Raw genomic sequence first — 23991 nt, forward strand, 5'->3', positions numbered from 1 at the left:
CGGCGAGCGCACCACCCCGACCCCCGGTGCGGGTTCTTCAGGCTAGATAACTTGGCGGAATTCCGCCGCAATCTCGGAGGCACGCGCGATAAGCGCACGCCATTCCGGACATAAGGCCCGCCCTACCCAGGAAGTCCCGGGCGGGCAGGCCTCGGCTGCTGGACTACAGCTTCACGCTGTCGACCGTCTTCTTCACGGACTGGAAGGACTTCTCCAGGCCCGCCTTCTCCGTGTCATCCAGCTGCACGGTGATGACCTTCTCCACGCCGCCCGCGCCGATCTGCAGCGGAGCGCCGAAGAAGTAGCCGTTGATGCCGTACTGGCCCTCGAGCAGGGCGGCGCCCGGCAGGACGCGCTTGCGGTCCAGCAGGAAGCTCTCCGCCATGGCGATGGAGCTGGCCGCCGGGCCGAAGTAGGCGCTGCCCGTCTTGTAGAGCGCCACCAGCTCGGCGCCGCCCTCGCGGGTGCGCTTGACGATGGCCTCCAGCTTGTCCTTGGCGATGAGCTCGGTGAGGGGCACGCCGCCCACGGTGCTGTGGCGCACCAGGGGCACCATGTCGTCACCGTGGCCGCCGAGCACCAGGGCCTCCACGTCACGGATGGAGCAGTTGAGCGCCTCGGCGACGAAGCACTTGAAGCGGCTGGTGTCCAGCACGCCGGCCATGCCCACCACCATGTGCTTGGGCAGCTCGGCGATCTTGTAGAGCGCGAACACCATCGCGTCGAGCGGGTTGGCCACGTTGATCACGAAGGCGTTGGGGGCGTGCTGCTTGATGTTGGCCGCCACGTCCTTCATGATCTTCAGGTTGATGTCGAGCAGGTCCTCGCGGCTCATGCCCGGCTTGCGGGGCACGCCGGCCGTGATGATGATCACGTCCGAGCCCGCCACGTCCTTCCAGTCCGTGGAGCCGGTGACGCGGCAGTCATAGCCGTCCACCGCGGACAGCTGGTTGATGTCCAGCGCCTTGCCCTTGACCAGGCCCTCCTGCTGGGGGATGTCGTAGAGCACCACGTCGCCCAGGTTCTTCTGCACGGCGAGCAGGGCCAGGTTGCCGCCGATCTGGCCACCGCCGATGAGACCAATCTTCTTCTTGCGCGTCTGAGCCATTTGAGTCGTCTCCCGAATCACTACATGTTCTTGATGATGGCCTGACCGAACTCGGAGCACTTCACCTCGGTCACGCTGCCCTGGTTCTCCAGCTTCATCAGGCGGGCGAAGTCGTAGGTGACGGTCTTCTGGGCAATGGCCTTGTCCATGCCCTGGATGATGAGGTCCGCCGCCTCGTTCCAGCCCAGGTGGCGGAACATCATCTCACCCGAGAGGATCACCGAGCCCGGGTTCACCTTGTCCTGGTCCGCGTACTTGGGCGCCGTGCCGTGAGTGGCCTCGAAGACGGCGTGGCCGGACACGTAGTTGATGTTGCCGCCCGGCGCGATGCCGATGCCGCCCACCTGCGCCGCCAGCGCGTCCGACAGGTAGTCGCCGTTGAGGTTCAGCGTGGCGATCACGTCGAACTCGTCCGGACGCGTGAGCACCTGCTGCAGGGTGATGTCCGCGATGGAGTCCTTGATGAGGATCTTCCCACCGGCCAGCGCGGCCTTCTGCTCGGCGTTGGCGGCCTCCTCACCCTTGGCGGCCTTGGTGGCCTCCCACTGATCCCAGGTGTAGACCTTGTTGCCGAACTCGCGAGCCGCCAGGTCGTAGCCCCACTTGCGGAAGGCGCCCTCGGTGAACTTCATGATGTTGCCCTTGTGGACGAACGTCACGCTCTTGCGCTTCTGGTCCACGGCGTACTGGATGGCGGCGCGGATGAGCCGCTCGCTGCCCTCCTGCGACACGGGCTTGATGCCGATGCCCACGTTCTTCGGGAACCGGATCTTCTTGAAGTCCTTCTCGTACTCCTTCTGCAGCAGGCCCAGGAACTTGTCGGCCGCCGGGGTGCCCGCCTCGAACTCGATGCCGGCGTAGATGTCCTCCGTGTTCTCACGGAAGATCACCATGTCCACCTTCTCGGGCGCCTTCACGGGGCTGGGCACGCCCTTGAAGTAGCGGACCGGACGCAGGCACACGTACAGGTCCAGCAGCTGGCGCAGCGCCACGTTGAGCGAGCGGATGCCGCCACCCACCGGCGTGGTCAGCGGGCCCTTGATGCCCACCAGGTACTCGCGGAACGCCTCGACGGTGGCGTCCGGCAGCCAGTTGTTCACCTGCTTGAAGGCCTTCTCGCCGGCCAGCACCTCGTACCAGGCGATCTTCTTCTTGCCCTTGTAGGCCTTCTCCACCGCCGCGTCGAAGACGGCCTGCGAGGCACGCCAGATGTCTCGGCCCGTTCCGTCTCCCTCGATGTAGGGGAGGATCGGGTTGTCCGGCACGTTCAGCTTGCCGTTCTGAAGGGTGATCTTCTGGCCAGACGGAGGCGCCATCTTGGAGAGCTCCTGGATAGGTGTGACCGTGTATGCAGGGGGGCGGATAGTCCGGAACCCGCCCCCTCCAGTCAAGCTGTTTGGCCGCTGACCAGACGGCTCTGGCTTATCGAAGCCAGAGCCCTGACGCAGGTTGACCGGGTCCCCCCGGGCCGGCCGTGGTTTCATGCCGCCGGGAGGATGGTTCATGACACGTACGGCTTCGAAGGCGCTGTTCCTGGCTCTGGCGATGGCTCTCGGGGCGCTGCCCACCTCGAGCGAGGCCCTCTCGCCCGCCATCCCGGATGAGACGTTGATCCGCCAGCTCATCGATCAGCAGACCCGCGCCTGGAACGACCATGACGCGACGGCCTGGAGCAAGGACTTCGCCCCGGACGCGGACTTCGTGAACATCGTCGGGACCGTCTTCTCGGGACGGGCAGAGATCGAGAAGCGTCACGCGGGCATCTTCGCCAGCATCTTCAAGACCAGTCAGTCGCGGGTGACGGTGCGCCGGCTCGTGTTCGTGGGGCCCGACGTCGCCGTGGTCGACATGGACCACGAGGTGACCGGGCACAGCGGGCTGCCTCCCGGCGTGCAGAACACGGATGAGTCCGGAGTGCTGCGTACCCGGATGAAGTACGTGCTGCGCAAGAGCGACGGGAAGTGGCAGATCGTCTCGGGACAGAACACGGACGTGAAGCCCGCTCCCAAGAGCCCGAAGAAGTAGCCGCCCGGCACCGCGACGCGTCATGGGCCGTGCCGAGGATGCGTTCGATTGCCTGCAGGGAGAACGTCCGGAAGACGTCAGGCCCCCCGTGTATCAACGCGAGGCGTCGTGATTTCTGGAGATCCCTGAATCATCATGCCGCGCTCACGTGTTCTCAAACGGGGGTGCTGTCCCATGGAATGGCTCGAGTTCAATCGGTGGTCACAGGAAGTGCAGAAGCGCCTCGCGGCCCAGGCCGCTCGCCTGCACGAAGTCTCGCAGCACCTGCCCACGCCGCACGTCACCGCGGCGCAGGCCTACCACCTGCAGTCCATGCTGCGGCGGCACTCGCCCACCAATCCCTGGGGACACCCGTCCGCCGAGTGCTGAGTCGTGGCACCCCAGCGCGCCTCAGCCGTTCGTGGCGCGCTGCCGGAGCACCGTGCGCTCCACCTTGCCCATCGCGTTGCGGGGCAGTGCATCGATCGCCAGGAAGCGCGCGGGGACCTTGAAGCCCGCGAGTGAGCGCCGGCACCAGCCGTCGAGATCCGCCGGGAATGCGTGCCCGGCACGGAGCGCGACGAAGGCCACGGGCACCTCGCCCCAGCGCGCGTCCGCCACTCCCACCACCGCGACCTCCTGCACCGCCGGGTGCGCGGCAATCACCGTCTCGATCTCCATCGGGTAGAGGTTCTCCCCTCCCCGGAGGATGAGGTCCGTGCGGCGGGAGAGCACCGTCAGGCGCCCGCGCTCGTCCAGCATCCCCACATCCCGGGTGCGCAGCCAGCCGTCCCGGAACGCCTCGCGCGTTGCCTCCGGGCGGTTCAGGTAGCCCGCCATCACCGTGGGGCCGTGAACTTCGATGTCCCCTTCCCTCCCTGTTCCCAGTACTTCTCCCTCGGGACCGACGATGCGCACCGACAGGCCGGGCAGCGGTGGGCCCGCCGTGCGCCCGTCGGCCTCGGAAGGACGCTCGGTCGTCACCTGGGAGCAGGCCTCCGTCAGCCCGTAGGTCTGCAGTGCCAGCAGCCTCGCCGCGCGGGCCCGCTCCAGCAGCGGCGTTGGCACCGGGCCTCCGCCAATCAGTGCCAGTCGGAAGGACTCGGGAAGCGGTCGGTCCTGGCGATCCTCGAGGACCCGCTCCAGCGTGGTGGCCACGAAGCTGGCATGCGTGGCGCCCTCGGCGTCGATGGCCCGGTTCACGGCCGTCGCGTCGAAGCGGTCGTGCAGCAGCAGGCAGCCTCCGTCGTAGGCGCAGCGCGTGAGCATCGCCAGGCCTCCGACGTGGAAGAGCGGCAGCGTGCCCAGCCAGCGTGGCGCGGGGTGGGCTCCCAGGTTCGCCGCCGAACAGCGAGCGGACGCGCGAAAGTTTCCCTCCGTGAGCACGGCCCCCTTGGGGCGTCCCGTCGTCCCGGAGGTGAAGAGCACCACACGCGGAGCCGAGTCCTCCAGCGGCTCGCACGTTGGCGAGGGTTCACGCACGGACTCCGCCCAGGTCTCCAGGGGCTCGGCACCGGGGAGCCGCTCCTTCAGCGAGCTCAACGCCAGCGTCAGACGTGGAGAGATGTCCTCGATCAGCGGCGCGAGCTCCGCGGCGGTCAGCCGGGCATTGAGCGGCGCGAGCAGCGCTCCCAGCCTGCCGAGGGCGAAGAACAGGAACACGCAGCTCGCGTGATTGCTCGAGAGCAGGGCGACTCGATCCCCCGCTCCGATGCCGCGAGCCTGGAGCGCGGCCACCCAGCGACCGATCTCCGCGTCCAGCGTCCGGTACGTCCAGCTTCGGCCGGCGAAGGTCAGGGCCTCGGTGTCGGGCCAGCGCGAGGCGCCTTCGCGGACGGGACAGCTTCCCTTCATCTCGGAAGCCCAAGCCCGGGCGCGTCCGGCAGTTGGATGCGGCCTCCCACGGGGCGGTAGAGCGCCTCCGCCGGATCCTCCGCCTTGAAGAGCTTCCCCACCCCGAGCCCCGCGGCGAGCTTCCCTGACGGCAGCGCCGCCGCCAGGTGGGCCGCGCCCGCGCGCGAGACGATCCCATCGAGCGAGCTCGTCACGAACGCCTCCAGGCCTCGCTGGTGCGCCTGGCGGGCGAACATCAGCGCGGGCAGCAGCCCTCCGAGCACCATCGGCTTGAGGACGAAGGCCCTGGCGGCCGGCATCCGCTCCTCGGAACCTCCCAGCAGGACGGGGATGGCCTCCGGATTCGCGAGCGCCTCATCGGCGGCAAGGGGGAACGGGGCGCGCCGCTGCAGCCGCCACAGCGCTCGCAGATCCCCCGGCGCGACGGGCTGCTCGCACAGCTCGAGCCCGTACCAGCCCAGCCGATCCACCGCGAGCAGGGCCTCCTGCTCCGACCATCCACCGTTGGCGTCCACCCGGATGTTCACCTCGGGGCCCACGGCCTCGCGGACCGCACGAAGGCGCGCCTCGTCCTCATCGAGCGGCCGGCCCGCCACCTTCAGCTTGAGCGTCCGATAGCCCTCGGCCACGGCCTTGCGGGCCTCTTCGGCCAGCTCCCGCGGGTCCTCCGCCGTGAGCAGCGCGTTGACCTGGACCTCCGAGCGCGCGGCCCGGTTGAGCAGCCGGCTCAGCGGAATCTCCCGGCGCTGCGCGAGCAGATCCAGCAGCGCCAGCTCCACCGCGTGATCCGCCGCCGGAGCCTCCGGGAGATCGTCCTCCACGCGCAGGCAGACGCCCCGCCACTGCGACGGCTCTCCCCGGGGAACGGCGAAGGCATCCTCGATGGCGTCCAGGCTGTCGCTGAGCACCTGATCCCTGAGCGCCTTGAGGTGGCTGCGTATCACCTGCTCGCTCGTCTCGAGCGACTCGGTGCCGAACTCCGGCAGAGGCATCGCCTCGCCCAGCCCCACCCGCCCCTCTTCGTCCACGAGCTTGACGAGGAAGCCCTGCCGCTCCGTGTAGGTGGCTCGAGCCGTCTTGAGTGGACGGATGAGTTCCAGCCTCGACGGCGTCAGCCTCGTCTCGGTGATGTGCATCCGCTACTCACCTCAGGTAGAGACCCAAGGCGAAGAGTAGCCCGAACACGAGCTGAAGGCGCGCCGTTCCCCCGAGCGCCGCGTTCAGCGCCGCCCCCTCGGCCCTCAGCACGAGTTTCAACGGACCCACCCCCAGCGGAGCACTGAGGAGTGCGAGAAACACCCACGCGCTGGCCAGCCCGAGCCCGAAGAGGATGAACGGGGTGGCGAACGAGGCGGCCAGCAGCACCAGGTACTCCACCTTCCCCGCCCGGGTGCCCAGGCGCACGATCAGGGTGCGCTTGTTGGCCTTCACGTCCGTGTGCGCGTCGCGCAGGTTGTTGACGACGAGCAGCGCCGTGCCCAGCGCGCCCACGGGGATGGCGGCCCACCACGCCGCCGGGCTCACGGTGAGGGCCTGCACGTAATAGGTGCCCGTCACCGCCACGAGCCCGAAGAAGACGAAGACGAACACGTCTCCCAGCCCGTGGTAGGCCAGGGGCACCGGCCCGCCCGTATAGGCATAGCCGCACAGCACCGACGTCAGGCCGATGGCCACGATGGGCCACCCTCCCACCCACACCAGGTAGATGCCCGAGAGGATGGCCAGCCCGAAGCAGGCCATCGCCCCCGCCAGCACCGTGCCCGGGGAGATGAGCCCGCTCTGCGTGACGCGCACGGGCCCCAGGCGCTCGGCGGTGTCCGCGCCCTTCTTGAAGTCGTAGTAGTCGTTGGTGAGGTTGGTGCCGATCTGGATCAGCAGCGCCCCCACGAGCGCCGCGATCGCCGGCAGCCACCGCCCCACCTGCTCGCCGAAGGCCAGCCCCGTGCCCACCGACACCGGCATCAGCGAGGCCGTCAGCGTCTTGGGGCGGACAGCCATCACCCATGCCTTGAGCGTGGGGCGAGGACGGCCCTCGGATCCCAGCACGGGGGCGGTCGGGCTCAGGGAGGGCGCGGCGGCGTCGGGCTTCATGGGGTGACTCACAGGTGGACTTCGAAATCGGGCGCTTCGTACCAGGGGGTCTGCAGGAAGGAGCGCACCTCGCGCGCGTAGTCCTCCGGCGCCTCCAGGTGCGGCGCGTGCCCGCAGTTCGGGAAGGTGTGCCGCCAGACCACGGGCAGCTCGGTCGCCATCTTGCGCGCGATGTGCGTGAACTTGTCGTCCAGCCCGCCGGTGAGCAGCAGCGTGGGCAGGCGCTGGCGGTGCAGCTCCGGCCAGTAGTCTGGCTGGAAGCCGAGCCCCAGGCGCCCCAGCGCGCCCACGAGCCCGTCGGCCGTGCACTGCCTGCGGCGCTCTCTCAGGGCCGAGAGCCGCTCTGGAGGCAGCCGCTTGAGGCTGTCGAACAGGGGCTGGGACTCCCAGTGCTCCACGAAGGCCTCGACGCCCTTGGAGCGCAGCAGCGTCGCCAGCCGGCCGTCCGACTCGCGTCGCTCGGCGCGCTCCATGCGGCGGTGCAGGCCCGGCGAGCCGCTCTCCAGGATGACGCGGCCGAAGCGCACCGGCGTGTGGAGCGCGGCCGCGAGCGCGATGCGCGCCCCCATCGAGTAGCCCAGCACATCCACCGAGGGCACACCGAGCTCCTGCACCAGCTTGACGACCGCCTCCACCGTCTCGATGAAGCCCTCGCGGCCCTTGCGCTGGGGCAGCGGCGTCTCGCCATGGCCCGGCAGATCCACCGCGATCGCCTTCACCGCGCCGCCCAGCAACGGGCGCAGGTGATCGAAGGAGGAACGGTTGCCCGTGAAGCCGTGCAGGAGCACGAGAGGCCGAGAGCCCTCTCCCCAGGTGCTGTATGCCAGGGTCACGCCCATGGATCTTCTCCCAGCGCGGTCGCGATCCGCGCGAAGAGCTGCCGATGCTGTTCCACGTTGCGGGCCCGGTCAGTCCGAACCTCGATGAGGTGCAGCCCGCCCTCCAAGCCTACCTTGACCGAGGCGCGAAGTGCCGGCGGCGAGTCGGGACGGTGGAATTCCGCACCATAGAGTGACGCGGCGTGCGAGAGGTCCAGGCCGTGCGGGGTGCCGAAGAGGGGCTCGAAGTGCTCCGTGGCCTGGGCGATGGGCAGGAAGGAGAAGATGCCGCCCCCGTCGTTGTTCACCACCACCACGGTGAGCGAGAGCTCATGGCGGCGCGCGGTGAGCAGGCCGCCCACGTCGTGCAGGAAGGCCAGATCGCCCGTGAGCAGCACCGTCGGCCGCCCCGAGGACGCCGCCACCCCGAGCGCGCTGGACACGATGCCGTCGATGCCGTTGGCCCCGCGGTTGGCCAGGACGCGCAGCGGCATGGCGCTCCCCGGCGCGAAGGCGTCCACGTCCCGGATGGGCATGCTGCTGGAGACGAAGAGATTCGCGCCTGAAGGGAGCGCGGCCACCACCTCGCGGGCGATGCGCGGCTCGGTCAGCTCCGGCTGCTCGGCGAACGCGGCCTCGAGGGCGTTGCGGGCCTGCCGCTCGGCGTGGAGGAAGATCTGGGCCCAGCGCCCCATGCCGCGAGACACCCCGCGCGAGAGCGCCTCGCACGCGGCCACGGCCGAGCCCTCGATGACCTGCGAGGCCCGGTGGGCCGGATCGAAGAGCGAGCCGTCGTCGCTGAAGAGGACGATGTGCGCTCCGGTGGCATCGAGCCACTGCTGCGGCCCCTTGGGCGTCAGCCCGCCACCGAAGCGCAGCACCAGGTCCGGCTTGTGCGTCTGGGCGAAGGGGACGTGCCGGAGGATCGCGTCATACATGGAGAGCGTCGCGGCGCCTCCTCCATAGCGGGCCTGCGAGGCCGCCTCGGCGATGACCGGATACCCCGTGGCATGCGAGAGCGCGGTGATGGCCTCGGCGAAGCCGTCCTCCTCGTCGCGAGGGCCACAGACGATGAGCCCCCGCTCCACGTCGGCGATGCGGCGGCGCACCTCATCGATGGCATGCGGCGCCGGCTGGCGAGCGGACGGAGCGATGGCGGTCAGCGGCGCCCCGGCACGCCCCTCCTTCGAGAGCACGGACAGGCGCTCCTCGCCGAAGGACTCCGGCAGCGGAGCCAGCGGCTCCCGGAAGGGGACATTCAGGTGCACGGCCCCGCGAGGCGCCCGAAGCGCCGCCCCCACGGCCCGAGCCGCGGTGGCGCGCAGGTGCAGCAGGGCCACGTCGCTCGCCTCGGGCAGGCCCACGTCCGCGAAGAGGCGGGAGAAGTCACCGAACAGGCGCCCCTGGGGAATCGTCTGCGGCGCGCCCCACCCCTGCAGCTCCAGCGGCCGGTCCGCGGTGAGGACGATGAGCGGCACGTTGGACATCGCCGCCTCGATCACCGCCGGATAGAAGTGCGCTCCGGCCGTGCCGCTGGTGGCCACCAGCACCGCCGGCGCGCGCGAGTGCTTGCCCACGCCCAGCGCGAAGAAGCCGGCGCTGCGCTCGTCGATGATGGACCAGGTCTTCAGCCCTTCCACCCGCTGGCACGCCACCGCCAGCGGCGAGGAGCGCGAGCCCGGACACACCACGGCGTGACGTACGCCGCCGCGCACCAGTTCCTCCAGCAGGGCCCGAGCCCAGAGCTGGTTAAGGTTCGCGTCGGACATCTCCGCCTCCGAGAGCCCGGAGCATCGCCAAGCTCTTCATCTCCGTCTCACGCCACTCGGCCGCCGCGCTGGAGCCCTGGACGATTCCCGCGCCCACGAAGAGCCGCGCATGCGCGCCTCGCACCAGCGCCGAGCGCAGCGCCACCGCGAAGTGCGCTCCGGACGGCCCGATCCATCCCACCGGCCCCGCGTACCAGCCCCGATCCAGCGCCTCGTGCTCGTGCAGGAAGCCCAGGGAGTGGTCCCTCGGGACACCGCCCACCGCGGGCGTGGGGTGCAGCGCCGCCACCACCTGTGCCGGGCTCACGCCCTCGTGCAGCTCCGCGCGGATGCCCGTGCGCAGGTGAACGACATTCTTCAGCGTCAGCAGCGCGGGCTCGGCATCCGCCGTCGTTCGCTCGGCGATGGGCCGCAGCGCCGAGAGGATGAAGCGCACCACCGAGTCGTGCTCGCGGCGATCCTTGTCGCTCCCGCCCAGCCCCTCGGCCTGCCCGGGTGCCGCGGAGCCCGCCAGCGCCTCCGTCTCCAGCACCCGCCCCTGGACGCGGCAGAGCGTCTCCGGCGTGGCGCCCAGGAAGGCCACGCCTCCCGGCGCTCTAAAGAGGAAGGTGACGCAGCGCGGGTTCTGCTCGCGCAGGCGGGCCAGCACATCCACCAGCTCGAACGGGCGAGGCCCCTCGGCCTCCACGGCCCGCGCCATCACCACCTTCTGCAGCCGCCCGGCGGAGATGGCCTCCAGCGCCCGATCCACTCGCGTCTCGAAGTCCCGGCGAGACGAGGAGAGCTTGAGCGAGACGGCCCCCCCCCGCGGATGGCGGTACTCGCTCGGGAAGTTCGCGCCCACCCGCTCCAGCCGGGAGCGCACCAGATCCTCGCCCCCCGCCTCCTCCGGAGCGAAGGCGGCCACCACCACACCCTTGTCGACACGCCAGGCCAGCAGCTCCGGCAGCGTCCAGCGGCCAAAGCCGTGCGCCTGCCAGTCCGCATCCGAAGGAGCCGTCGAGGCGAAGCGCATGCCTCCGAACCACGGCCCGGGCAGCCATTCGGGGGCCTCGCCCAGCCAGCGCAGCTCCACCTGCGAGGCGAGCGTGCCGAGCACCTCCGCCGCCTCGGCGGCGCTGTGGGCCTCCATCACCGCGGCCTCGCCCCAGCCCGCGATGGCCTCCTGCGCCAGCGGCCGCTCCCAGTACAGGGACGGCACACCCAGGAGGTTCGCTCCCGCAAGCGGATCCGCCGAGGCCAGCAACATCATCCTGGCCACCCAGCGCTGCCCCTTAGCGGGATTGAGCGTCGTCATCAGCATCTCTCATCGGGGGTGGTGCACCCATCACCCCAGGTTGTCTTCTACGCGATTCCGGATATACATGCACACGGAGTTCAAAACCATGTGAACTCGACTGCGGAGGCCATGTGGGCGGAAGGCGGACCGAGGAGGCTGCGCACGGGAATGCGCCCCCCAAGCCAGGGCCGAGCCGCGTCCAGCGAGACGCGCGTCCCGAGGGGACCTGTATCCAGGTGGGCCGGGTGGAAGTTGGAGGGCCAGGCTTCGTGGTGATGGCCGGACCGTGCGCCGTGGAGGACGCGGAGCAGACGGAGCGGACAGCGGCGGCGGTGGCGGCGGCCGGAGCCCATGTCCTGCGAGGGGGCGTCTTCAAGCCCCGCACGAGCCCCTACTCCTTCCAGGGACTGGGTGAGCCGGGGCTGCATCTGCTGGCCGAAGCGGGCCGGCGCCACGGGCTGCCGCTCATCAGCGAGGTGATGGATGCCTCGCAGTTGCCGCTCATGGCGGAGTACGCGGACATCCTCCAGGTGGGCGCGCGCAACATGCAGAACTTCACCCTGCTGCGCGCGCTGGGGAAGGTGCGCAGGCCGGTGCTGCTCAAGCGAGGGCTGGCCGCCACCATCGAGGAGTGGCTGATGGCCGCCGAGTACGTGCTGGACGGTGGCAACGAACAGGTGATGCTCTGCGAGCGCGGCATCCGCACCTTCGAGCCGGCCATGCGCAACACGCTGGATCTGGCGGCGGTGGCCTATGTGAAGGAGCGCACGCACCTGCCGGTCATCGTGGACCCCTCGCACGCGACGGGAGACCCGAAGCTGGTGGTGCCCATGTCCCTGGCGGCGGCGGCGGCGGGCGCGGACGGGCTGCTGGTGGAGGTCCACCCGTGGCCGGAGCGCGCGCTGTGTGATGGGGCGCAGGCGCTCACGCCCGAGCGCTTCCAGGAGTTGATGCGGCGGCTCCCCGCGGTGCTGCAGGCGGTGGATCGTCATCTCTGGCGGCCGGAGAGCCCGGCTCAGTTGGTGGGGGTAAGATGAGCACGGAAGTCCGGCAGATGTTCTCCTCGATCGCGCCGCGCTACGACGTGACGAACGAGGTGCTGTCCCTCGGCGTCCATCGGGTGTGGCGCCGCGCCGCCGTGCGCTACAGCGGCGCCAAGGAGGGCGACCGCGTCCTCGACTGCGCCACCGGCACGGGGGATCTCGCGCTGGTGTTCAAGCGGAAGGTCGGCGTGTCCGGCACCGTCGTCGGCACGGACTTCTGCCCGGAGATGCTGCAGGCCGCGCCCGCGAAGGCCTCACAGGCGGGGCTCGCGGTGGACTTCCAGGTGGCAGATGCGATGGCGCTCCCCTTCGCCGATGCCTCCTTCGACGTGGCCTCGATCGCCTTCGGCATCCGCAACGTGGATGACCCGGTGAAGTGCCTGAAGGAGATGGGGCGGGTGGTGAAGCCGGGCGGGCGCGTGGTGGTGCTCGAGTTCGGCCAGCCCTCGGGGCTCTTCGGCGCCCTCTTCCGCTTCTACAGCAGGACGATCATGCCGGCCATCGGCGGCCTGCTCACCGGAAACCGCGCGGCCTACGAGTACCTGCCTCGCACCGCGGCGGCCTTTCCCTCGGGGGAGCGATTCCTTGCGCTCATGGATCAGGCCGGGGTGTATCGCGAACGTGTAGCCCATCCGCTGACGTTTGGGACATCCTACGTCTATGTCGGAACTGTCCGCTGACGCACGGCGCCACCTCCTCGAACAGCTCATCGACAGTCTGGATCCGCGCCTCCAGCCGCAGCTGAGGGAGGCGCTCGCCGCGCCGACTCCCGGTGCCCTGCCGGCTCCAGGGCAGACGGTGGTGATCGCCGGCCACCGCGCCGCCGGCAAGACACGGGTGCTGCCCCTGGTCGGGCGGCTGCTCGGCCGGACCGGGCTGGACCTGGACCGGGAGCTGGAGTCGGCCACCGGCCGCTCGCTGCGCACCTGGGTCGCCGAGGATCCCCAGGCATTCCGAGCCGCCGAGCGCCAGGCGCTCCTGGCCGTCCCTCCGGGGAGCCTGGTGGCCGTGGGAGGCGGGTTCCTCTCGCACCACCCGGAGGCGCTGGCGGGAATGTTCACCCTGGTCGTCCCGGTCTCCTTCGAGACCTACCGGGAGCGCCTGCTGGCGGATACGTCCCGGCCCCGGCTCCGGCCCGGCGTTACCTTGGAGGAGGAGATCGCCCACGTGTTCCACGAGCGCGAAGCCCTGCACTCCCGCGTCCCGACCGTGCCCCTGGTGGACTTCCTCCGGGCCCTCTGGCGAGAGGTGACGCCATGAATTCCGCCCGACGCGTCGTCACGCTGCCTCCCACGCTCCAGGGCGCGGAGGCCGTGCGCTTCGCCGAAGAGGTGCGCCGCCGGGGAGCGAACATCCTGGAGGTGCGGACGGATCTGCACGCGCCCGAGGCCGTGGACGTCGCCGCGCTGGCCCGCGTGCTGCCGCTGCTCGTGTCCGAGCGAGGCCGTCCCCTCCCCTCCGTCTGGGTGGAGACCTCCACCTATGTGGACCGGGACGTGACGGTCTCCGTGGACGCGCCGGCCACGAAGCTGGTGGCCTCGCACCACGCCGAGCGCCCGCTCTCCACCGAGGAGGCCCTGAAGCTCTGGGCGCAGGACCTGCCCGCCACGGCCTGGGTGAAGCACGTCGAGCCGCTCGGGGAGCCCTCGCAAGCAGAGCGGCTCTTCGAGACCCAGGCGCGCCTCATCGAGCGCTTCGGCGCGGGGCGCGTGACGGTGCTCGGCATGGGCCCTACGGCGCTCCCCTTCCGGGCCGTGCTGGCTCGCAAGAACGCCCTGGACTACGTGGCGGCAGGAGGAAGCTGGAGCGCGGCCCCCGGCCAGCGGCTCCTGGATGATGCGTTCCGCGAGGCGCGTGCCCCCGGAGGAGCCACGGGCCTGCGCCGGGGCATCCTCGGGACGTCGATCCCCCACTCGCGCTCACCGCGCATCCACCGTCAGCCCTTCGACCGCATCGATCTGCCCGAGGACTCGCCCCTCGAGGCGCTCGTCGAGGCGCTGCGCCCCCACTACGCGGGCTTCGCCGTCACCAGCCCCTTCAAGAAGCGCCTGGCCGAGCACACGAAGTCGCCGCTGGAGGCCATCAACACGCTGGTCCGCCGAGGCAACCGCTGGGAGTCCTTCAACACCGACGTCGAGGGCGCGCGCGCCGTCCTCAAGCGGCTCGGGACGCCCCGTGAGGCCTTCGTGCTGGGGGATGGTGGCTCGACCGCCGCGCTCCGTGCTGTCTCGGACGAGCTGGGCTGCAAGCTGCGCGTCCTCAAGCGGGCGGAGATCGACAAGCCGCTCTCGGGAGTCGGCGTGTGGACCTGGCCGGACCGGATCCCCCCGCCCGAGGGGCTGCGCTTCGATGGGGCCCGCGTGGCCATCATTGCCTACGGCGCCCCAGGGCGACACATCGCCAAGGAGATCTCGCGCCGAGGGGGCACTCCGGTCATGCTGGGCGCGGCGTGGTTCATCGCGCAGGCCCGTCGACAGCGCGAACTCTGGGAGACAGCGACATGAACACTCTGGGAGTCCTCTTCCGTCTCACCACCTTCGGCGAGAGCCACGGGCCCGCGCTGGGCTCGATCATCGATGGTTGCCCCGCCGGAGTCCCGCTGACGCGCGAGCAGATCCAGGCCGCGCTGGACCGCCGCCGTCCGGGCCAGTCCGCCATCACCACCGCCCGCGCCGAGCCGGACCAGGTGGAGATCCTCTCGGGCGTCTTCGAGAACAAGACGCTGGGCACGCCCATCGCGGCCATCGTCCGCAACACGAACCAGCGCTCGGGCGACTACGACAAGCTGAAGACGGAGGACCGGCCCGGCCACGCGGACGCGGTGTGGCGCGAGCGCTACAAGCACCGCGACCACCGCGGCGGCGGGCGCACGAGCGGCCGTGAAACCCTCTGCCGCGTCATCGGAGGAGCCATCGCCGAGGCGTACCTGGCGCGGGATCTGCCCCGGGTCCGCACGGTGGGCTGGGTCTCCCAGGTGGGAAACCTCGTGGCGGCGGTGCCCGAGTCCGGCCTCACGCGAGCCCAGGTGGACGAGCACGCCACGCGCTGCCCGGACCCGGTGGTGCGTGAGGAGATGTCCCGGCGCATCCTCGCGGCGAAGGAGGCCGGCGACAGCCTGGGAGGCTCCATCGACATCCGCGTCGAGGGCCTGCCGGTCGGCCTCGGAGAGCCCATCTTCGGCAAGCTCAAGGCGCTCATCGCCCAGGCACTGGGCAGCGTGGGCGCGGTGACGGGCGTCGTCTGGGGCCCGCCGGACCTGCTCGCCCGGATCGAGCAGCCCGGGACCGTCTTCCACTCCAAGAAGGAGACGTACGGAGGCATCCAGGGCGGCCTGGCCAACGGCGAGCCCATGCAGGTGCGCGCATTCTTCAAGCCTCCCGCCACGCTCGCGGACCACGCGAAGGGCGGGCGTCATGATCCGTGCATCATGCCCCGCGCCGTCCCCGTGCTCGAGGCGATGGTGTCCCTGGTGATCGCCGATCTCGTCCTGCAGATGAACGCCTTCCCCCACACAGCATGAGCTTCCTTCCACCCGGCGCGTACAAGCCCGCAACCGATCACTGGGGCTCCTTCCCGAAGCTGTCGCAGCGGCTGCCCGAGGGCAGCGTCGCCGTCGTGGACAAGACGGTGGCCCGACACCACCCCGGCCTCATCCCGGCGCTCGAGGCGCGCAACCCTCGCGCCATCGTCCAGATCACCGGAGGCGAGCGGGCCAAGAACTTCGCCTCCCTGGAGAAGGTGCTCTCCGGAGGGCTCACCCTGCCCCGCTCCGGGACGCTGCTGGCCGTGGGCGGTGGCACCATCGGCGACGTCGTCACCGTGGCCGCGCACCTGCTCAAGCGCGGGGTGCGGCTGGTGCAGGTGCCCACCACCCTGCTGGCGGCGGTGGACAGCAGCCTGGGCGGCAAGGGCGCGGTGGACCTCATCCTGCGCGGGCGCGTGGTGAAGAACCCCGCGGGCGTCTTCCACTACGCGGACGAGTCGTGGATCTGCCCGGAGCTGTTCACCTCGCTCTCCGAGGCCCAGCACCGCGAGGGCGCCATCGAGGCCTGGAAGATGGTGGTCTGCCTCGACGGTCCCCTCTTCCGCCGCTACATGCGCAAGCCGCCCGCGCTGGACAAGCTCGTGAAGGACGCGCGGCGCCTCAAGGAGAGCGTCTGCGCGCAGGACCCCTATGAGCAGACCGGCCTGCGCCGCGTGCTCAACTTCGGCCACAGCTTCGGCCACGTGCTGGAGAGCCTGTCCCGCTTCAAGCTGTCCCACGGGGACGCGGTGGGCCTGGGCATGCTCTGCGCGCTGGATGTCGGCCGGGCCATGGGCGTGACGCCCGAGAAGGTGGCCACCCAGGTCGAGGAGGCCCTGCGCCAGGGCCCCGGCGTGCTCGGTCGAGACCGGATCGCCGCCCTGCTCCGCCGCGCGCCCGTCCAGGACGTGGTGGAGCTGCTCGCCGCCGACAAGAAGGCCGGCAGGTCGGGCGAGCTGCGCATGGTGCTCCTCACCGCCATCGGCGCCTTCGAGATCCTGGACGTCGCCGAGGCCACCTGGCGCAACCTCTGGCCCGCCTGGAAGCAGGGAACCCGCCCATGAGTCAGCTCCACGTCGACCCCTCCCACCTGAAGGCCGCGAGCCTCATCCCTCCCGTCTCCAAGTCGGACGCCCAGCGCGCCATGGTGCTGGCGCACCTCACGGGCCACTGGCCCCTGGCCGCGCTCCAGTCCGAGGCGGAGACAGACCTGCCCGCGGACGTCCGCGTCCTCAAGCGAGGCGTGGAGGCCCTGCGCCAGCCCGCCGGCCCCCTGCGGGACGTGGACTGCGCGGACGGAGGCGCCCCGTTCCGCATCCTCGTCACCCAGTCGGCGGTGACGCCGGGCGTCCACGTGCGCCTCACCGGTACCCCGCGCCTGGGCGAGCGCCCCCACGGCCCGCTCTTCAAGTCCCTCCGCGAGGCCCTGGGCCCCTCGGGGCTCTCGCTCACCGAGGGCTCCCCCTGGCCCGTGGAGATCCGCGCCCCCACCAAGACAGGTGAGCCCGTCTTCCGAGTGCCCGGAGACCAGAGCAGCCAGTACGCCTCCAGCCTCCTCCTGGGCTGCGCGGCCCTCTTCCTGCGCGAGCACCGCCCCTGGAGCGTGGAGATTCAAGGCACGCTGACGAGCGCCGGCTACCTGGAGCTCACCGTCTCGTGGCTGCGGCGCTTCGGCTTCACCGTGGAGGAGAGCGGCTCGCGCTTCACGGTGACGGCCCACCAGGCCTCCAAGAGCGCCCCGCCCATGCCGGGAGACTGGTCCTCGCTGGGCTACCTGCTCCTCATCGCCTGGCGTACCGGCGGCAGCGTGGAGCGGGCCGACCCCTCCAGCGCCCACCCGGACCAGGCCATCCTGCGCCTGGTGCAGCCCGCGGGCCTCACTCCCGTCCCGGGGCCGGACCTGTCCATGCGCATGGAGGGGCAGGCGCGCGACGGGCTGGTGGCCTCCGGCAAGGAGTGCCCGGACCTGCTCCCCACCCTGGCCGCGCTCGCCTGCGTGCTGCCGCGCCCGTCCACCCTGACGGACGTGGGCATCCTCCGCCTCAAGGAGAGTGACCGGCTGGAGGGCATCCGCACCCTGGTGTCCGCCTACGGGGGAACCACCACCCTGGAGGGTGAGACGCTGACCATCACGCCTCCCAAGGCCCCTCCGGCCCACTTCGCCATGGACAGCCGAGGCGACCACCGGCTCGCCATGGTGTCCGCCACCCTCTCCATCCTCTCGGGAGCCCGCCTGACGCTCACCGGACCCGAGTGCGTGGAGAAGAGCTTTCCCGGTTTCTGGAGGCAGGTGGAACGGGTGGGTGTACGCCTATCTGAATGATCCTTCAAGTCGCAGTGTCGGGAGCAGGCAAGGGGTGATCTTTTTTGTTGAAAGCACTTGGGTCCCCGTGAAATCTCCCGCCCATGCCCAAGGACACGCTGACGATCACGGACAACCGGACCGGGAAGACGTACGAAGTCCCGATCGAGAATGGCTGTATTCGCACTCACGCGCTCAGGCAGATCAAGGTCAGTGAGGAAGACTTCGGTCTGATGGGTTACGACCCGGCGTTCCTGAACACCGCCAACTGTCGCAGCGCCATCACGTACATCGACGGCGACAAGGGCATCCTGGAGTACCGCGGCTACCCCATCGAGCAGCTCGCGGAGAAGTCATCCTTCCTCGAGGTGGCCTACCTGCTGCTCAACGGCGAGCTGCCCACCCCGAAGGAGCTCGAGCAGTTCATCCACCTCGTGACGCACCACACGTACGTGCACGAGAACATCAAGACCTTCATGGACGGGTTCCGCTACGACGCGCACCCCATGTCCATGCTGGCCTCCACGGTGGCGGCGCTCTCCGGCTTCTACCCGGACGCCAAGAACACCAAGGACGAGCAGAGCCGCCGCATCCAGATCACCCGGCTCATCGCCAAGATGCCCACCATTGCCGCCTTCTCGTTCCGGCACAGCATGGGCCTGCCCTACATCTACCCGGACAATGATCTGTCCTACGTCGCCAACTTCCTGGCGATGATCCGCCGCATCGGCACGGCCACCTACAAGGTGCACCCGACGCTGGAGCGCGCGCTCGACCTGCTCTTCATCCTCCACGCCGACCACGAGCAGAACTGCTCCACCACCTCGGTGCGCACGGTGGGCTCCTCCGAGGTGGATCCGTACTCGGCGGTGAGCGCGGGCATCGGCGCGCTCTACGGCCCGCTGCACGGCGGCGCCAACGAGGCCGTGCTCCGCATGCTGCGCGAGATCGGCCACGTCTCGAAGATCCCCGACTTCATCAAGGCGGTGAAGAGCGGCGAGGGCGAGAAGAAGCTGATGGGCTTCGGCCACCGCGTCTACAAGTCGTACGACCCGCGCGCCAAGGTCATCAAGCGCGTGGCGGACGAGGTGTTCGACGTGACGGGCAAGAACCCGCTGCTGGACATCGCCGTGGAGCTCGAGCGCATCGCCCTGCAGGACGAGTACTTCGTCAAGCGCAAGCTCTACCCGAACGTGGACTTCTACTCGGGCCTCATCTACGAGGCGATGGGCTTCCCGGTGGAGATGTTCCCCGTCCTCTTCGCCATCCCGCGCACGGTCGGCTGGTGCGCCCAGTGGGAGGAGATGGTGAAGGATCCGGAGCAGAAGATCGCCCGGCCGCGCCAGGTCTACACGGGCTCCAAGCGCCGCGACTACGTCTCCATGGACAAGCGCACCGCCACCAAGTAGTGCCGGCGCGCCAGGCCACGGCCTGAGGCACGAGAGGGGCGAGGGACTTCGGTCCCCCGCCCCTTTTGCTTTCAGGGCCCTCAGCCCGCCTGGGCCTCGGAGGAAGCGCTCTCCGCGTACAGGGACTCGATGTCGGCGGCGTACTTCTTCTCCACGATGCCGCGGCGGACCTTCAGGCTGGGCGTCATCTCCCCCGCGTCGATGGAGAAGTCCTTCGGGAGGATCTTGAAGCGCTTGATCGTCTCGAAGCGGGCCAGCTTCGGGTTGACGTCCCGCTCGATGGCCTGCTCCAGGTACTGGTGCAGCCGCGGCTCGTTGGCCAGCGCGGCCGGCTCCGTGGGCCAGCCCTTCTCCCGGGCCAGCGCCTGCGCGGCCTCCGCGTCCAGCGTCAGCAGCGCCACCAGGTAGTTGCGCCGATCACCAATCACCACGGCCTGGCTCACCGGCGGCACGGCCTTGAGCAGCGTCTCGATGTTGCCGGGCGCCGACTTCTTCCCGCCGGAGGTGACGATGATCTCCTTCTTGCGGCCGGTGATGTGGGCATAGCCCTCGCCGTCCAGCATGCCCACGTCCCCGGTGTGCAGCCACCCATCCTCCAGCAGCTCCGCGGTGGCGTTGGCGTCCTTGTAGTAGCCGTGGCACACGTTGCCGCCGCGCACGAGGATCTCCCCATCCTCGGCGATGCGGACCTCCACGCCCACCATGGGCCGCCCCACGCTGCCCAGCTTGGTGGCCTCCACGGTGTTGATCGTCGCGGGGCCCGTCAGCTCGGACATGCCCCACACCTCGCGGATGACGATGTCGATGGAGGCGAAGAAGTCCAGCACGTCCCGCCCGATGGGCGCCGCGCCCACGGAGAAGTACTCCACCTTGTCGAAGCCGATGCGCTGGTGCAGCGGCGCGAACACCAGGCGCTGGGCCAGCCGGTACTGCGCCTCCAGCGCCAGGGGCACCTTCTCGTGGCGCAGCGCCAGCGTGTGGTAGCGCGTGGCCACGCCGCGCGCCCACGCCAGCACCTTCTGGCGCACCGCCGGCTGCTCCTGCATCCCCTTCTCCGCCTTCGCCTTGAACTTCTCCCACACGCGGGGCACGCCGAAGAAGAAGGTGGGCCGCGCCTCCTTCAGGTTCTCCGGCACCGCCTCGAAGGAGTCCGCGAAGAACACCTGCGCTCCCAGCAGCAGCGGGCCGTGGAGCGACAGCACCTGCTCGGCGATGTGCGATAGCGGCAGATACGAGAGCATCCGCCGCTCCTCGCCGAAGTGCACCGCCTGGACGAGCTTCTCCGCCGTCCACACCAGGTTGTGGTGGGTGAGCATCACCCCCTTGGGGTTTCCCGTCGTCCCCGAGGTGTAGATGAGGGTGGCCAGCCCCTCACTCTTCAGCGCGTTGACGCGCTCCCAGTAGGGCCCCTCGTCCGCGCCGGTGCCCAGCTCCAGCACCTCCGAGTAGCGCAGCACGCCCTCCGGCAGCTTCTCGGGCGGATCCATGACGATGATGTGGCGCAGCCGGGGCAGCCGCTCCCGGAGCGCCATCATCCCGGAGAGGTACTTCTCGTTCTGCACCAGGACGAACTCCGCCTCGGAGTGCTGGAGGATGTACTCGATCTGCTCCGCGCTGCTGGTGGTGTAGATGCCCATGGGCACCCCGCCGAGCGCCATCGCGGCCAGATCCGCCACCAGCCACTCCTCGCGATTGAAGCTCTGGATGGCCAGCACCCCCTGGGGCTTGAAGCCCAGCGAGTGCAGCCCCAGCGCGAACCGGGTGACGCGCTGGGCGTACTCCCGCCAGGAGGTGGGCACATACGTCCTGCCTCGCCGTCTCCAGAGCGCCGGGCGATGTTCGTGCCGCGTGGCCTGCTCGTGGAGCACATGCACCATCGTCTTGGGCTGTTCCATGGAGGCGGCAGGCTACAGAAACCGGGAGGCGGGGACCATGTCATCCGGACCACCTGGAGCGTCTCGGACGTTGACAGGCGACTGGGGGGCTATGTATTCCGCGCAACGACCATGAGCATCGACTTCACCTGTCAGAAGTGCGAGGCGAGCTTCGAGCTGGACGCGCAGGATCTCATCGAGGGGACGGAGAAGCTGGTCTGCCCTCACTGCGACGCGAAGGCCCCCGCCAACCTCTCCGAGGACTTCGTCGCGGCGCTCACGGAGATGCGCGCTCAGATCGCCGTCATGAGCAAGAAGTTCTCCGTCAGCATGACGCTCGAATCCGAGGATCTCGAGGACGAGCTCGAGGACGAGGAGGAGGACGACGAGGAGGAGGAGTCCGAGGAGGATGATGACGAGCTCGACTTCGACGAGGACGAGGACGTCGAGGACGACGAGGACTACGACGAGGACGAGGACGACGAGCGCTAGAGCGCCGTGCCTGCCTGCCTGCCCTCCGTCCCAGTTGGCTGACTGACAGGCCGTAGAGCGACCGGGCACGTTTCGTGCCCTCGCCGTCGGGGACGCGGTGCGTACGTTTGGAGTGTGAAAACACCCAACCGCGCCAGTCTGTTTCTCGCTCCCATCTCCGCCGTGGTGCTGGCGCTGGTGGGCCTGTTATTCCTTCCCGCATTCTCCGCCCAACCGGCGCATGCCGCACCGCCGCCCCTGACTGGCGCGGAGCCCTGCATCACCGAGGAGGGCGGCGATCCCGCCGCGTGCAAGGAGCTCGTCGAGCTCGTGGTTCGTGACGTGGTGCCCCTGGAGGAGGCCCAGACGCACGCCGTGGTGCTCTCCACGGAGGACGGCCAGATCGTCCTGCCCGTCTTCGTGGACGAGGCGGCGGCCGTGGCCATCGCCTTCCGCCTGGCTCACATGGAGCCCCCGCAGCCGCTCGCCCAGGATCTGCTGGACGACGTGGTCGTCAAGCTGGGCGCGCACGTGACGGAGGTCCGCATCGACGACCTGCGAGGCGACATCTACACCGGCCGCGTGTTCCTCCAGCAGGGCAAGAAGCGCCTGGAGCTGGATGCGCGCCCGGCGGACTCCATCGCCATGGCGCTGGACGGTAAGGCCCGCATCCGCGTCACGCGCAAGGTGCTCTCGCAGGCCGGCATCAACCGCGACGACATCGACTCGCTGCACGGGGACCAGGGCCCTGGCGTCGGCGGCAGCGGCCCGGTCGAGCCCGAGCTCGAGCCTGTGCCCATGGGGCATCCCCCCATCAAGAGCAAGGAGATCAGCCTCTAAACAGCCCGCTTCACCCGAGCGGCGCGACACACGAAAGCCCGGCCCCCCCTCCCAGGGAAGCCGGGCTTTCTTTTTCCTTCAAAGACGTGACACGTGTAGCCACGCGCAGACCGCATTCCCGTGGCGCCCGCGTGAGGCGAACATTCGCCTCCCGCGATCCTGGCTGTCAAGGGACCCTCCCCCCGCCTAGGATGCGGCGCCCATGCACAAGGCGAAAATCATCTGCACGCTGGGCCCCTCGTCGGATACGCCGGAAGTCATCGAAGGGCTCATCCGGGTGGGCATGAACGTGGCCCGTCTCAACTTCTCGCACGGGACGCACGAGGAGCATCGGCGCCGGGTGAACACGATCCGCAAGGTCTCCCGCAAGCTCGGGCTCCCCGTGGCCATCCTCCAGGACGTGCAGGGGCCGAAGATCCGCCTGGGCAGGTTCGAGGGCGGGCAGCTCATCGTGAAGACCGGGCAGACCGTCACCGTCACCACGCGCGCCGTGCTGGGCCAGGGGACGATCATCCCGACGCCGATCCGCTCGCTGCCGAAGGATGTGGAGCGGGGGGACGCCATCCTGCTGGACGACGGGCGCGTGCGCCTGCGGGTGCTGCGGGTGGCGGGCCGGGACGTCACCGCGAAGGTGGAGGTGGGCGGGCTGCTGAAGGACCACAAGGGCCTCAACCTGCCCGGGGCCGCCATCTCGGTGCCCACCATCACGGAGAAGGACGCGGTGGACCTGGCGTTCGGCCAGGAGGTCGGCGTGGACTACGTGGCCCTGTCCTTCGTGCGCACGGCGGACGACATCAAGCAGGCCCGCGAGCACGTGGCGAAGCTGAACACGCCGCTCATCGCGAAGATCGAGAAGCCGCAGGCGGTGGCGAACCTGGAGGCCATCGCGGCGGTGGCGGACGGGGTGATGATCGCCCGGGGCGATCTGGGCGTGGAGATGCCCCTGGAGCAGCTGCCAGGCATCCAGAAGAAGGCGGTGGCCGAGGTCAACCGCATGGGTGGCCTGGTCATCGTGGCCACCGAGATGCTGGAGAGCATGGTGGGCAACCCCCGCCCCACGCGCGCCGAGGTGTCCGACGTGGCCAACGCCATCCTGGACGGCGCGGACGCGGTCATGCTCTCGGGAGAGACGGCCGCGGGCCGCTACCCGATCGACTCGGCGGCCACCATGGCGCGCATCGTGGAGGAGACCGAGCGCGGCGTGGGCGCGCGCCTGCGTCCCCCGCGGATCCCCGAGCGCCGGGATGACCTGTCCACGGGCGTGGCGGCGGCGGCGGTGGCGGCGGCCGAGCAGCTCGGCATCGACACGATCGTCACCTACACCGAGCGCGGCCACACCGCGCGGCTGGTGGCGGAGTTCCGCCCCCGGGCCCAGATCATCGGCCTGACGCCCAACCCGGAGACGGTGAACCGGATGGCGCTCTACTGGGGTGTGAAGGGGATACAGGTGGGGCGGCTGCAGAGCACCGACGCGATGCTCAAGCAGGTGCGCCGGCTGTGCCGTGAAGACGGGCTGTGCAAGGTGGGTCAGCCCGTGGTGATCGTCGCGGGCGTGCCGCTCAACGAGCCCGGGCGGACGAACATGATGACCATCCACCGCATCTGA

Annotated in this window: 22 protein-coding genes; 13 read left to right on the forward strand and 9 right to left on the reverse strand. The window is 69.9% G+C overall.

The window, feature by feature from the left end:
- Positions 1 to 163 precede the first annotated feature (163 nt).
- Positions 164 to 1108: a malate dehydrogenase gene (mdh, locus tag KY572_RS28520; RefSeq protein ID WP_224246142.1), complete on the reverse strand. Its 945-nt coding sequence runs from the start codon at positions 1106 to 1108 to the stop codon at positions 164 to 166.
- Between the two features lie 20 nt (positions 1109 to 1128).
- The gene (icd, locus tag KY572_RS28525; protein WP_224246143.1) at positions 1129 to 2424 is read right to left on the reverse strand and encodes an NADP-dependent isocitrate dehydrogenase; all 1296 of its coding nucleotides are present in this window, start codon (positions 2422 to 2424) and stop codon (positions 1129 to 1131) included.
- A gap of 187 nt (positions 2425 to 2611) precedes the next feature.
- On the opposite strand from icd, the gene KY572_RS28530 reads away from it, so the two are divergent.
- Together KY572_RS28530 and KY572_RS28535 are read left to right on the forward strand one after the other, a co-directional pair.
- A complete protein-coding gene (locus tag KY572_RS28530; protein ID WP_407660010.1) occupies positions 2612 to 3133 on the forward strand; it encodes an SgcJ/EcaC family oxidoreductase in 522 nt (173 codons plus the stop codon).
- 174 nt (positions 3134 to 3307) lie between these two features.
- On the forward strand, positions 3308 to 3502 hold the full coding sequence (locus KY572_RS28535) for a hypothetical protein (RefSeq protein WP_224246144.1): 195 nt from the start codon (positions 3308 to 3310) through the stop codon (positions 3500 to 3502).
- 21 nt (positions 3503 to 3523) lie between these two features.
- Here the strand turns inward: KY572_RS28535 and menE are convergent, their stop codons facing one another.
- The 6 genes from menE to KY572_RS28565 are packed head-to-tail and all read right to left on the reverse strand — an operon-like array spanning position 3524 to position 10941.
- A complete protein-coding gene (gene menE, locus KY572_RS28540) occupies positions 3524 to 4966 on the reverse strand; it encodes an o-succinylbenzoate--CoA ligase (RefSeq protein ID WP_224246145.1) in 1443 nt (480 codons plus the stop codon).
- Complete coding sequence (gene menC / locus KY572_RS28545; RefSeq protein WP_224246146.1) at positions 4963 to 6102, reverse strand: o-succinylbenzoate synthase; 1140 nt, start codon at positions 6100 to 6102, stop codon at positions 4963 to 4965. Before menC ends, menE begins: the two co-directional genes overlap by 4 nt.
- Before the next feature lie 7 nt (positions 6103 to 6109).
- Positions 6110 to 7057, reverse strand: a complete 948-nt coding sequence (locus KY572_RS28550; RefSeq protein ID WP_224246147.1) for a 1,4-dihydroxy-2-naphthoate polyprenyltransferase — start codon at positions 7055 to 7057, stop codon at positions 6110 to 6112.
- An 8-nt stretch (positions 7058 to 7065) separates the two neighbouring features.
- On the reverse strand, positions 7066 to 7896 hold the full coding sequence (gene menH / locus KY572_RS28555; protein WP_224246148.1) for a 2-succinyl-6-hydroxy-2,4-cyclohexadiene-1-carboxylate synthase: 831 nt from the start codon (positions 7894 to 7896) through the stop codon (positions 7066 to 7068).
- Positions 7887 to 9644, reverse strand: coding sequence for a 2-succinyl-5-enolpyruvyl-6-hydroxy-3-cyclohexene-1-carboxylic-acid synthase (gene menD, locus KY572_RS28560; protein WP_224246149.1), 1758 nt, complete (start codon positions 9642 to 9644; stop codon positions 7887 to 7889). The genes menH and menD overlap by 10 nt, the downstream gene beginning before the upstream one ends.
- Positions 9625 to 10941 (reverse strand): isochorismate synthase, encoded by a 1317-nt coding sequence (locus KY572_RS28565; RefSeq protein WP_224246150.1) that lies wholly within the window; start codon positions 10939 to 10941, stop codon positions 9625 to 9627. The genes menD and KY572_RS28565 overlap by 20 nt, the downstream gene beginning before the upstream one ends.
- A 113-nt stretch (positions 10942 to 11054) precedes the next feature.
- On the opposite strand from KY572_RS28565, the gene aroF reads away from it, so the two are divergent.
- The 8 genes from aroF (at position 11055) to KY572_RS28605 (ending at position 19200) form a co-directional block, all read left to right on the forward strand.
- Positions 11055 to 11960, forward strand: a complete 906-nt coding sequence (aroF, locus tag KY572_RS28570) for a 3-deoxy-7-phosphoheptulonate synthase (protein WP_224246151.1) — start codon at positions 11055 to 11057, stop codon at positions 11958 to 11960.
- Positions 11957 to 12646 (forward strand): bifunctional demethylmenaquinone methyltransferase/2-methoxy-6-polyprenyl-1,4-benzoquinol methylase UbiE, encoded by a 690-nt coding sequence (ubiE, locus tag KY572_RS28575; protein ID WP_224246152.1) that lies wholly within the window; start codon positions 11957 to 11959, stop codon positions 12644 to 12646. Before aroF ends, ubiE begins: the two co-directional genes overlap by 4 nt.
- On the forward strand, positions 12627 to 13226 hold the full coding sequence (locus KY572_RS28580) for a shikimate kinase (protein ID WP_224246153.1): 600 nt from the start codon (positions 12627 to 12629) through the stop codon (positions 13224 to 13226). The genes ubiE and KY572_RS28580 overlap by 20 nt, the downstream gene beginning before the upstream one ends.
- Positions 13223 to 14470, forward strand: a complete 1248-nt coding sequence (locus KY572_RS28585) for a shikimate dehydrogenase (RefSeq protein WP_224246154.1) — start codon at positions 13223 to 13225, stop codon at positions 14468 to 14470. Before KY572_RS28580 ends, KY572_RS28585 begins: the two co-directional genes overlap by 4 nt.
- Positions 14467 to 15486 carry a chorismate synthase gene (gene aroC / locus KY572_RS28590; RefSeq protein WP_224246155.1) on the forward strand — a complete coding sequence of 340 codons (1020 nt, stop codon included), beginning with the start codon at positions 14467 to 14469 and terminating at the stop codon, positions 15484 to 15486. The genes KY572_RS28585 and aroC overlap by 4 nt, the downstream gene beginning before the upstream one ends.
- Positions 15483 to 16553 carry a 3-dehydroquinate synthase gene (locus KY572_RS28595; protein WP_224246156.1) on the forward strand — a complete coding sequence of 357 codons (1071 nt, stop codon included), beginning with the start codon at positions 15483 to 15485 and terminating at the stop codon, positions 16551 to 16553. Before aroC ends, KY572_RS28595 begins: the two co-directional genes overlap by 4 nt.
- Positions 16550 to 17812: a 3-phosphoshikimate 1-carboxyvinyltransferase gene (locus KY572_RS28600; protein ID WP_224246157.1), complete on the forward strand. Its 1263-nt coding sequence runs from the start codon at positions 16550 to 16552 to the stop codon at positions 17810 to 17812. The genes KY572_RS28595 and KY572_RS28600 overlap by 4 nt, the downstream gene beginning before the upstream one ends.
- An 83-nt stretch (positions 17813 to 17895) precedes the next feature.
- Positions 17896 to 19200 (forward strand): citrate synthase, encoded by a 1305-nt coding sequence (locus KY572_RS28605; RefSeq protein WP_224246158.1) that lies wholly within the window; start codon positions 17896 to 17898, stop codon positions 19198 to 19200.
- 80 nt (positions 19201 to 19280) lie between these two features.
- Here KY572_RS28605 and KY572_RS28610 read toward each other — a convergent pair whose 3' ends face one another.
- Positions 19281 to 21095, reverse strand: a complete 1815-nt coding sequence (locus KY572_RS28610) for an AMP-dependent synthetase/ligase (RefSeq protein WP_224246159.1) — start codon at positions 21093 to 21095, stop codon at positions 19281 to 19283.
- A 111-nt stretch (positions 21096 to 21206) separates the two neighbouring features.
- Between KY572_RS28610 and KY572_RS28615 the strand changes: the two genes are divergently transcribed.
- From KY572_RS28615 to pyk, 3 genes are all read left to right on the forward strand, one after another.
- The gene (locus KY572_RS28615; protein ID WP_224246160.1) at positions 21207 to 21566 is read left to right on the forward strand and encodes a hypothetical protein; all 360 of its coding nucleotides are present in this window, start codon (positions 21207 to 21209) and stop codon (positions 21564 to 21566) included.
- Between the two features lie 114 nt (positions 21567 to 21680).
- Positions 21681 to 22385 carry a bifunctional nuclease family protein gene (locus KY572_RS28620; protein WP_224246161.1) on the forward strand — a complete coding sequence of 235 codons (705 nt, stop codon included), beginning with the start codon at positions 21681 to 21683 and terminating at the stop codon, positions 22383 to 22385.
- A 202-nt stretch (positions 22386 to 22587) separates the two neighbouring features.
- Complete coding sequence (gene pyk, locus KY572_RS28625; protein WP_224246162.1) at positions 22588 to 23991, forward strand: pyruvate kinase; 1404 nt, start codon at positions 22588 to 22590, stop codon at positions 23989 to 23991.

The organism is Hyalangium gracile (assembly GCF_020103725.1).
In the GTDB taxonomy this organism is placed as follows: Bacteria; Myxococcota; Myxococcia; order Myxococcales; family Myxococcaceae; genus Hyalangium; species Hyalangium gracile.

Bases quoted from the DNA above. Each gene is read 5' to 3' on its own strand.
- mdh (WP_224246142.1), bottom strand. From the start codon at position 1,108: ATGGCTCAGACGCGCAAGAAGAAGATTGGTCTCATCGGCGGTGGCCAG.
- icd (WP_224246143.1), bottom strand. From the start codon at position 2,424: ATGGCGCCTCCGTCTGGCCAGAAGATCACCCTTCAGAACGGCAAGCTG.
- KY572_RS28530 (WP_407660010.1), top strand. From the start codon at position 2,612: ATGACACGTACGGCTTCGAAGGCGCTGTTCCTGGCTCTGGCGATGGCT.
- KY572_RS28535 (WP_224246144.1), top strand. From the start codon at position 3,308: ATGGAATGGCTCGAGTTCAATCGGTGGTCACAGGAAGTGCAGAAGCGC.
- menE (WP_224246145.1), bottom strand. From the start codon at position 4,966: ATGAAGGGAAGCTGTCCCGTCCGCGAAGGCGCCTCGCGCTGGCCCGAC.
- menC (WP_224246146.1), bottom strand. From the start codon at position 6,102: ATGCACATCACCGAGACGAGGCTGACGCCGTCGAGGCTGGAACTCATC.
- KY572_RS28550 (WP_224246147.1), bottom strand. From the start codon at position 7,057: ATGAAGCCCGACGCCGCCGCGCCCTCCCTGAGCCCGACCGCCCCCGTG.
- menH (WP_224246148.1), bottom strand. From the start codon at position 7,896: ATGGGCGTGACCCTGGCATACAGCACCTGGGGAGAGGGCTCTCGGCCT.
- menD (WP_224246149.1), bottom strand. From the start codon at position 9,644: ATGTCCGACGCGAACCTTAACCAGCTCTGGGCTCGGGCCCTGCTGGAG.
- KY572_RS28565 (WP_224246150.1), bottom strand. From the start codon at position 10,941: ATGACGACGCTCAATCCCGCTAAGGGGCAGCGCTGGGTGGCCAGGATG.
- ubiE (WP_224246152.1), top strand. From the start codon at position 11,957: ATGAGCACGGAAGTCCGGCAGATGTTCTCCTCGATCGCGCCGCGCTAC.
- KY572_RS28580 (WP_224246153.1), top strand. From the start codon at position 12,627: ATGTCGGAACTGTCCGCTGACGCACGGCGCCACCTCCTCGAACAGCTC.
- KY572_RS28585 (WP_224246154.1), top strand. From the start codon at position 13,223: ATGAATTCCGCCCGACGCGTCGTCACGCTGCCTCCCACGCTCCAGGGC.
- aroC (WP_224246155.1), top strand. From the start codon at position 14,467: ATGAACACTCTGGGAGTCCTCTTCCGTCTCACCACCTTCGGCGAGAGC.
- KY572_RS28595 (WP_224246156.1), top strand. From the start codon at position 15,483: ATGAGCTTCCTTCCACCCGGCGCGTACAAGCCCGCAACCGATCACTGG.
- KY572_RS28600 (WP_224246157.1), top strand. From the start codon at position 16,550: ATGAGTCAGCTCCACGTCGACCCCTCCCACCTGAAGGCCGCGAGCCTC.
- KY572_RS28605 (WP_224246158.1), top strand. From the start codon at position 17,896: ATGCCCAAGGACACGCTGACGATCACGGACAACCGGACCGGGAAGACG.
- KY572_RS28610 (WP_224246159.1), bottom strand. From the start codon at position 21,095: ATGGAACAGCCCAAGACGATGGTGCATGTGCTCCACGAGCAGGCCACG.
- KY572_RS28615 (WP_224246160.1), top strand. From the start codon at position 21,207: ATGAGCATCGACTTCACCTGTCAGAAGTGCGAGGCGAGCTTCGAGCTG.
- pyk (WP_224246162.1), top strand. From the start codon at position 22,588: ATGCACAAGGCGAAAATCATCTGCACGCTGGGCCCCTCGTCGGATACG.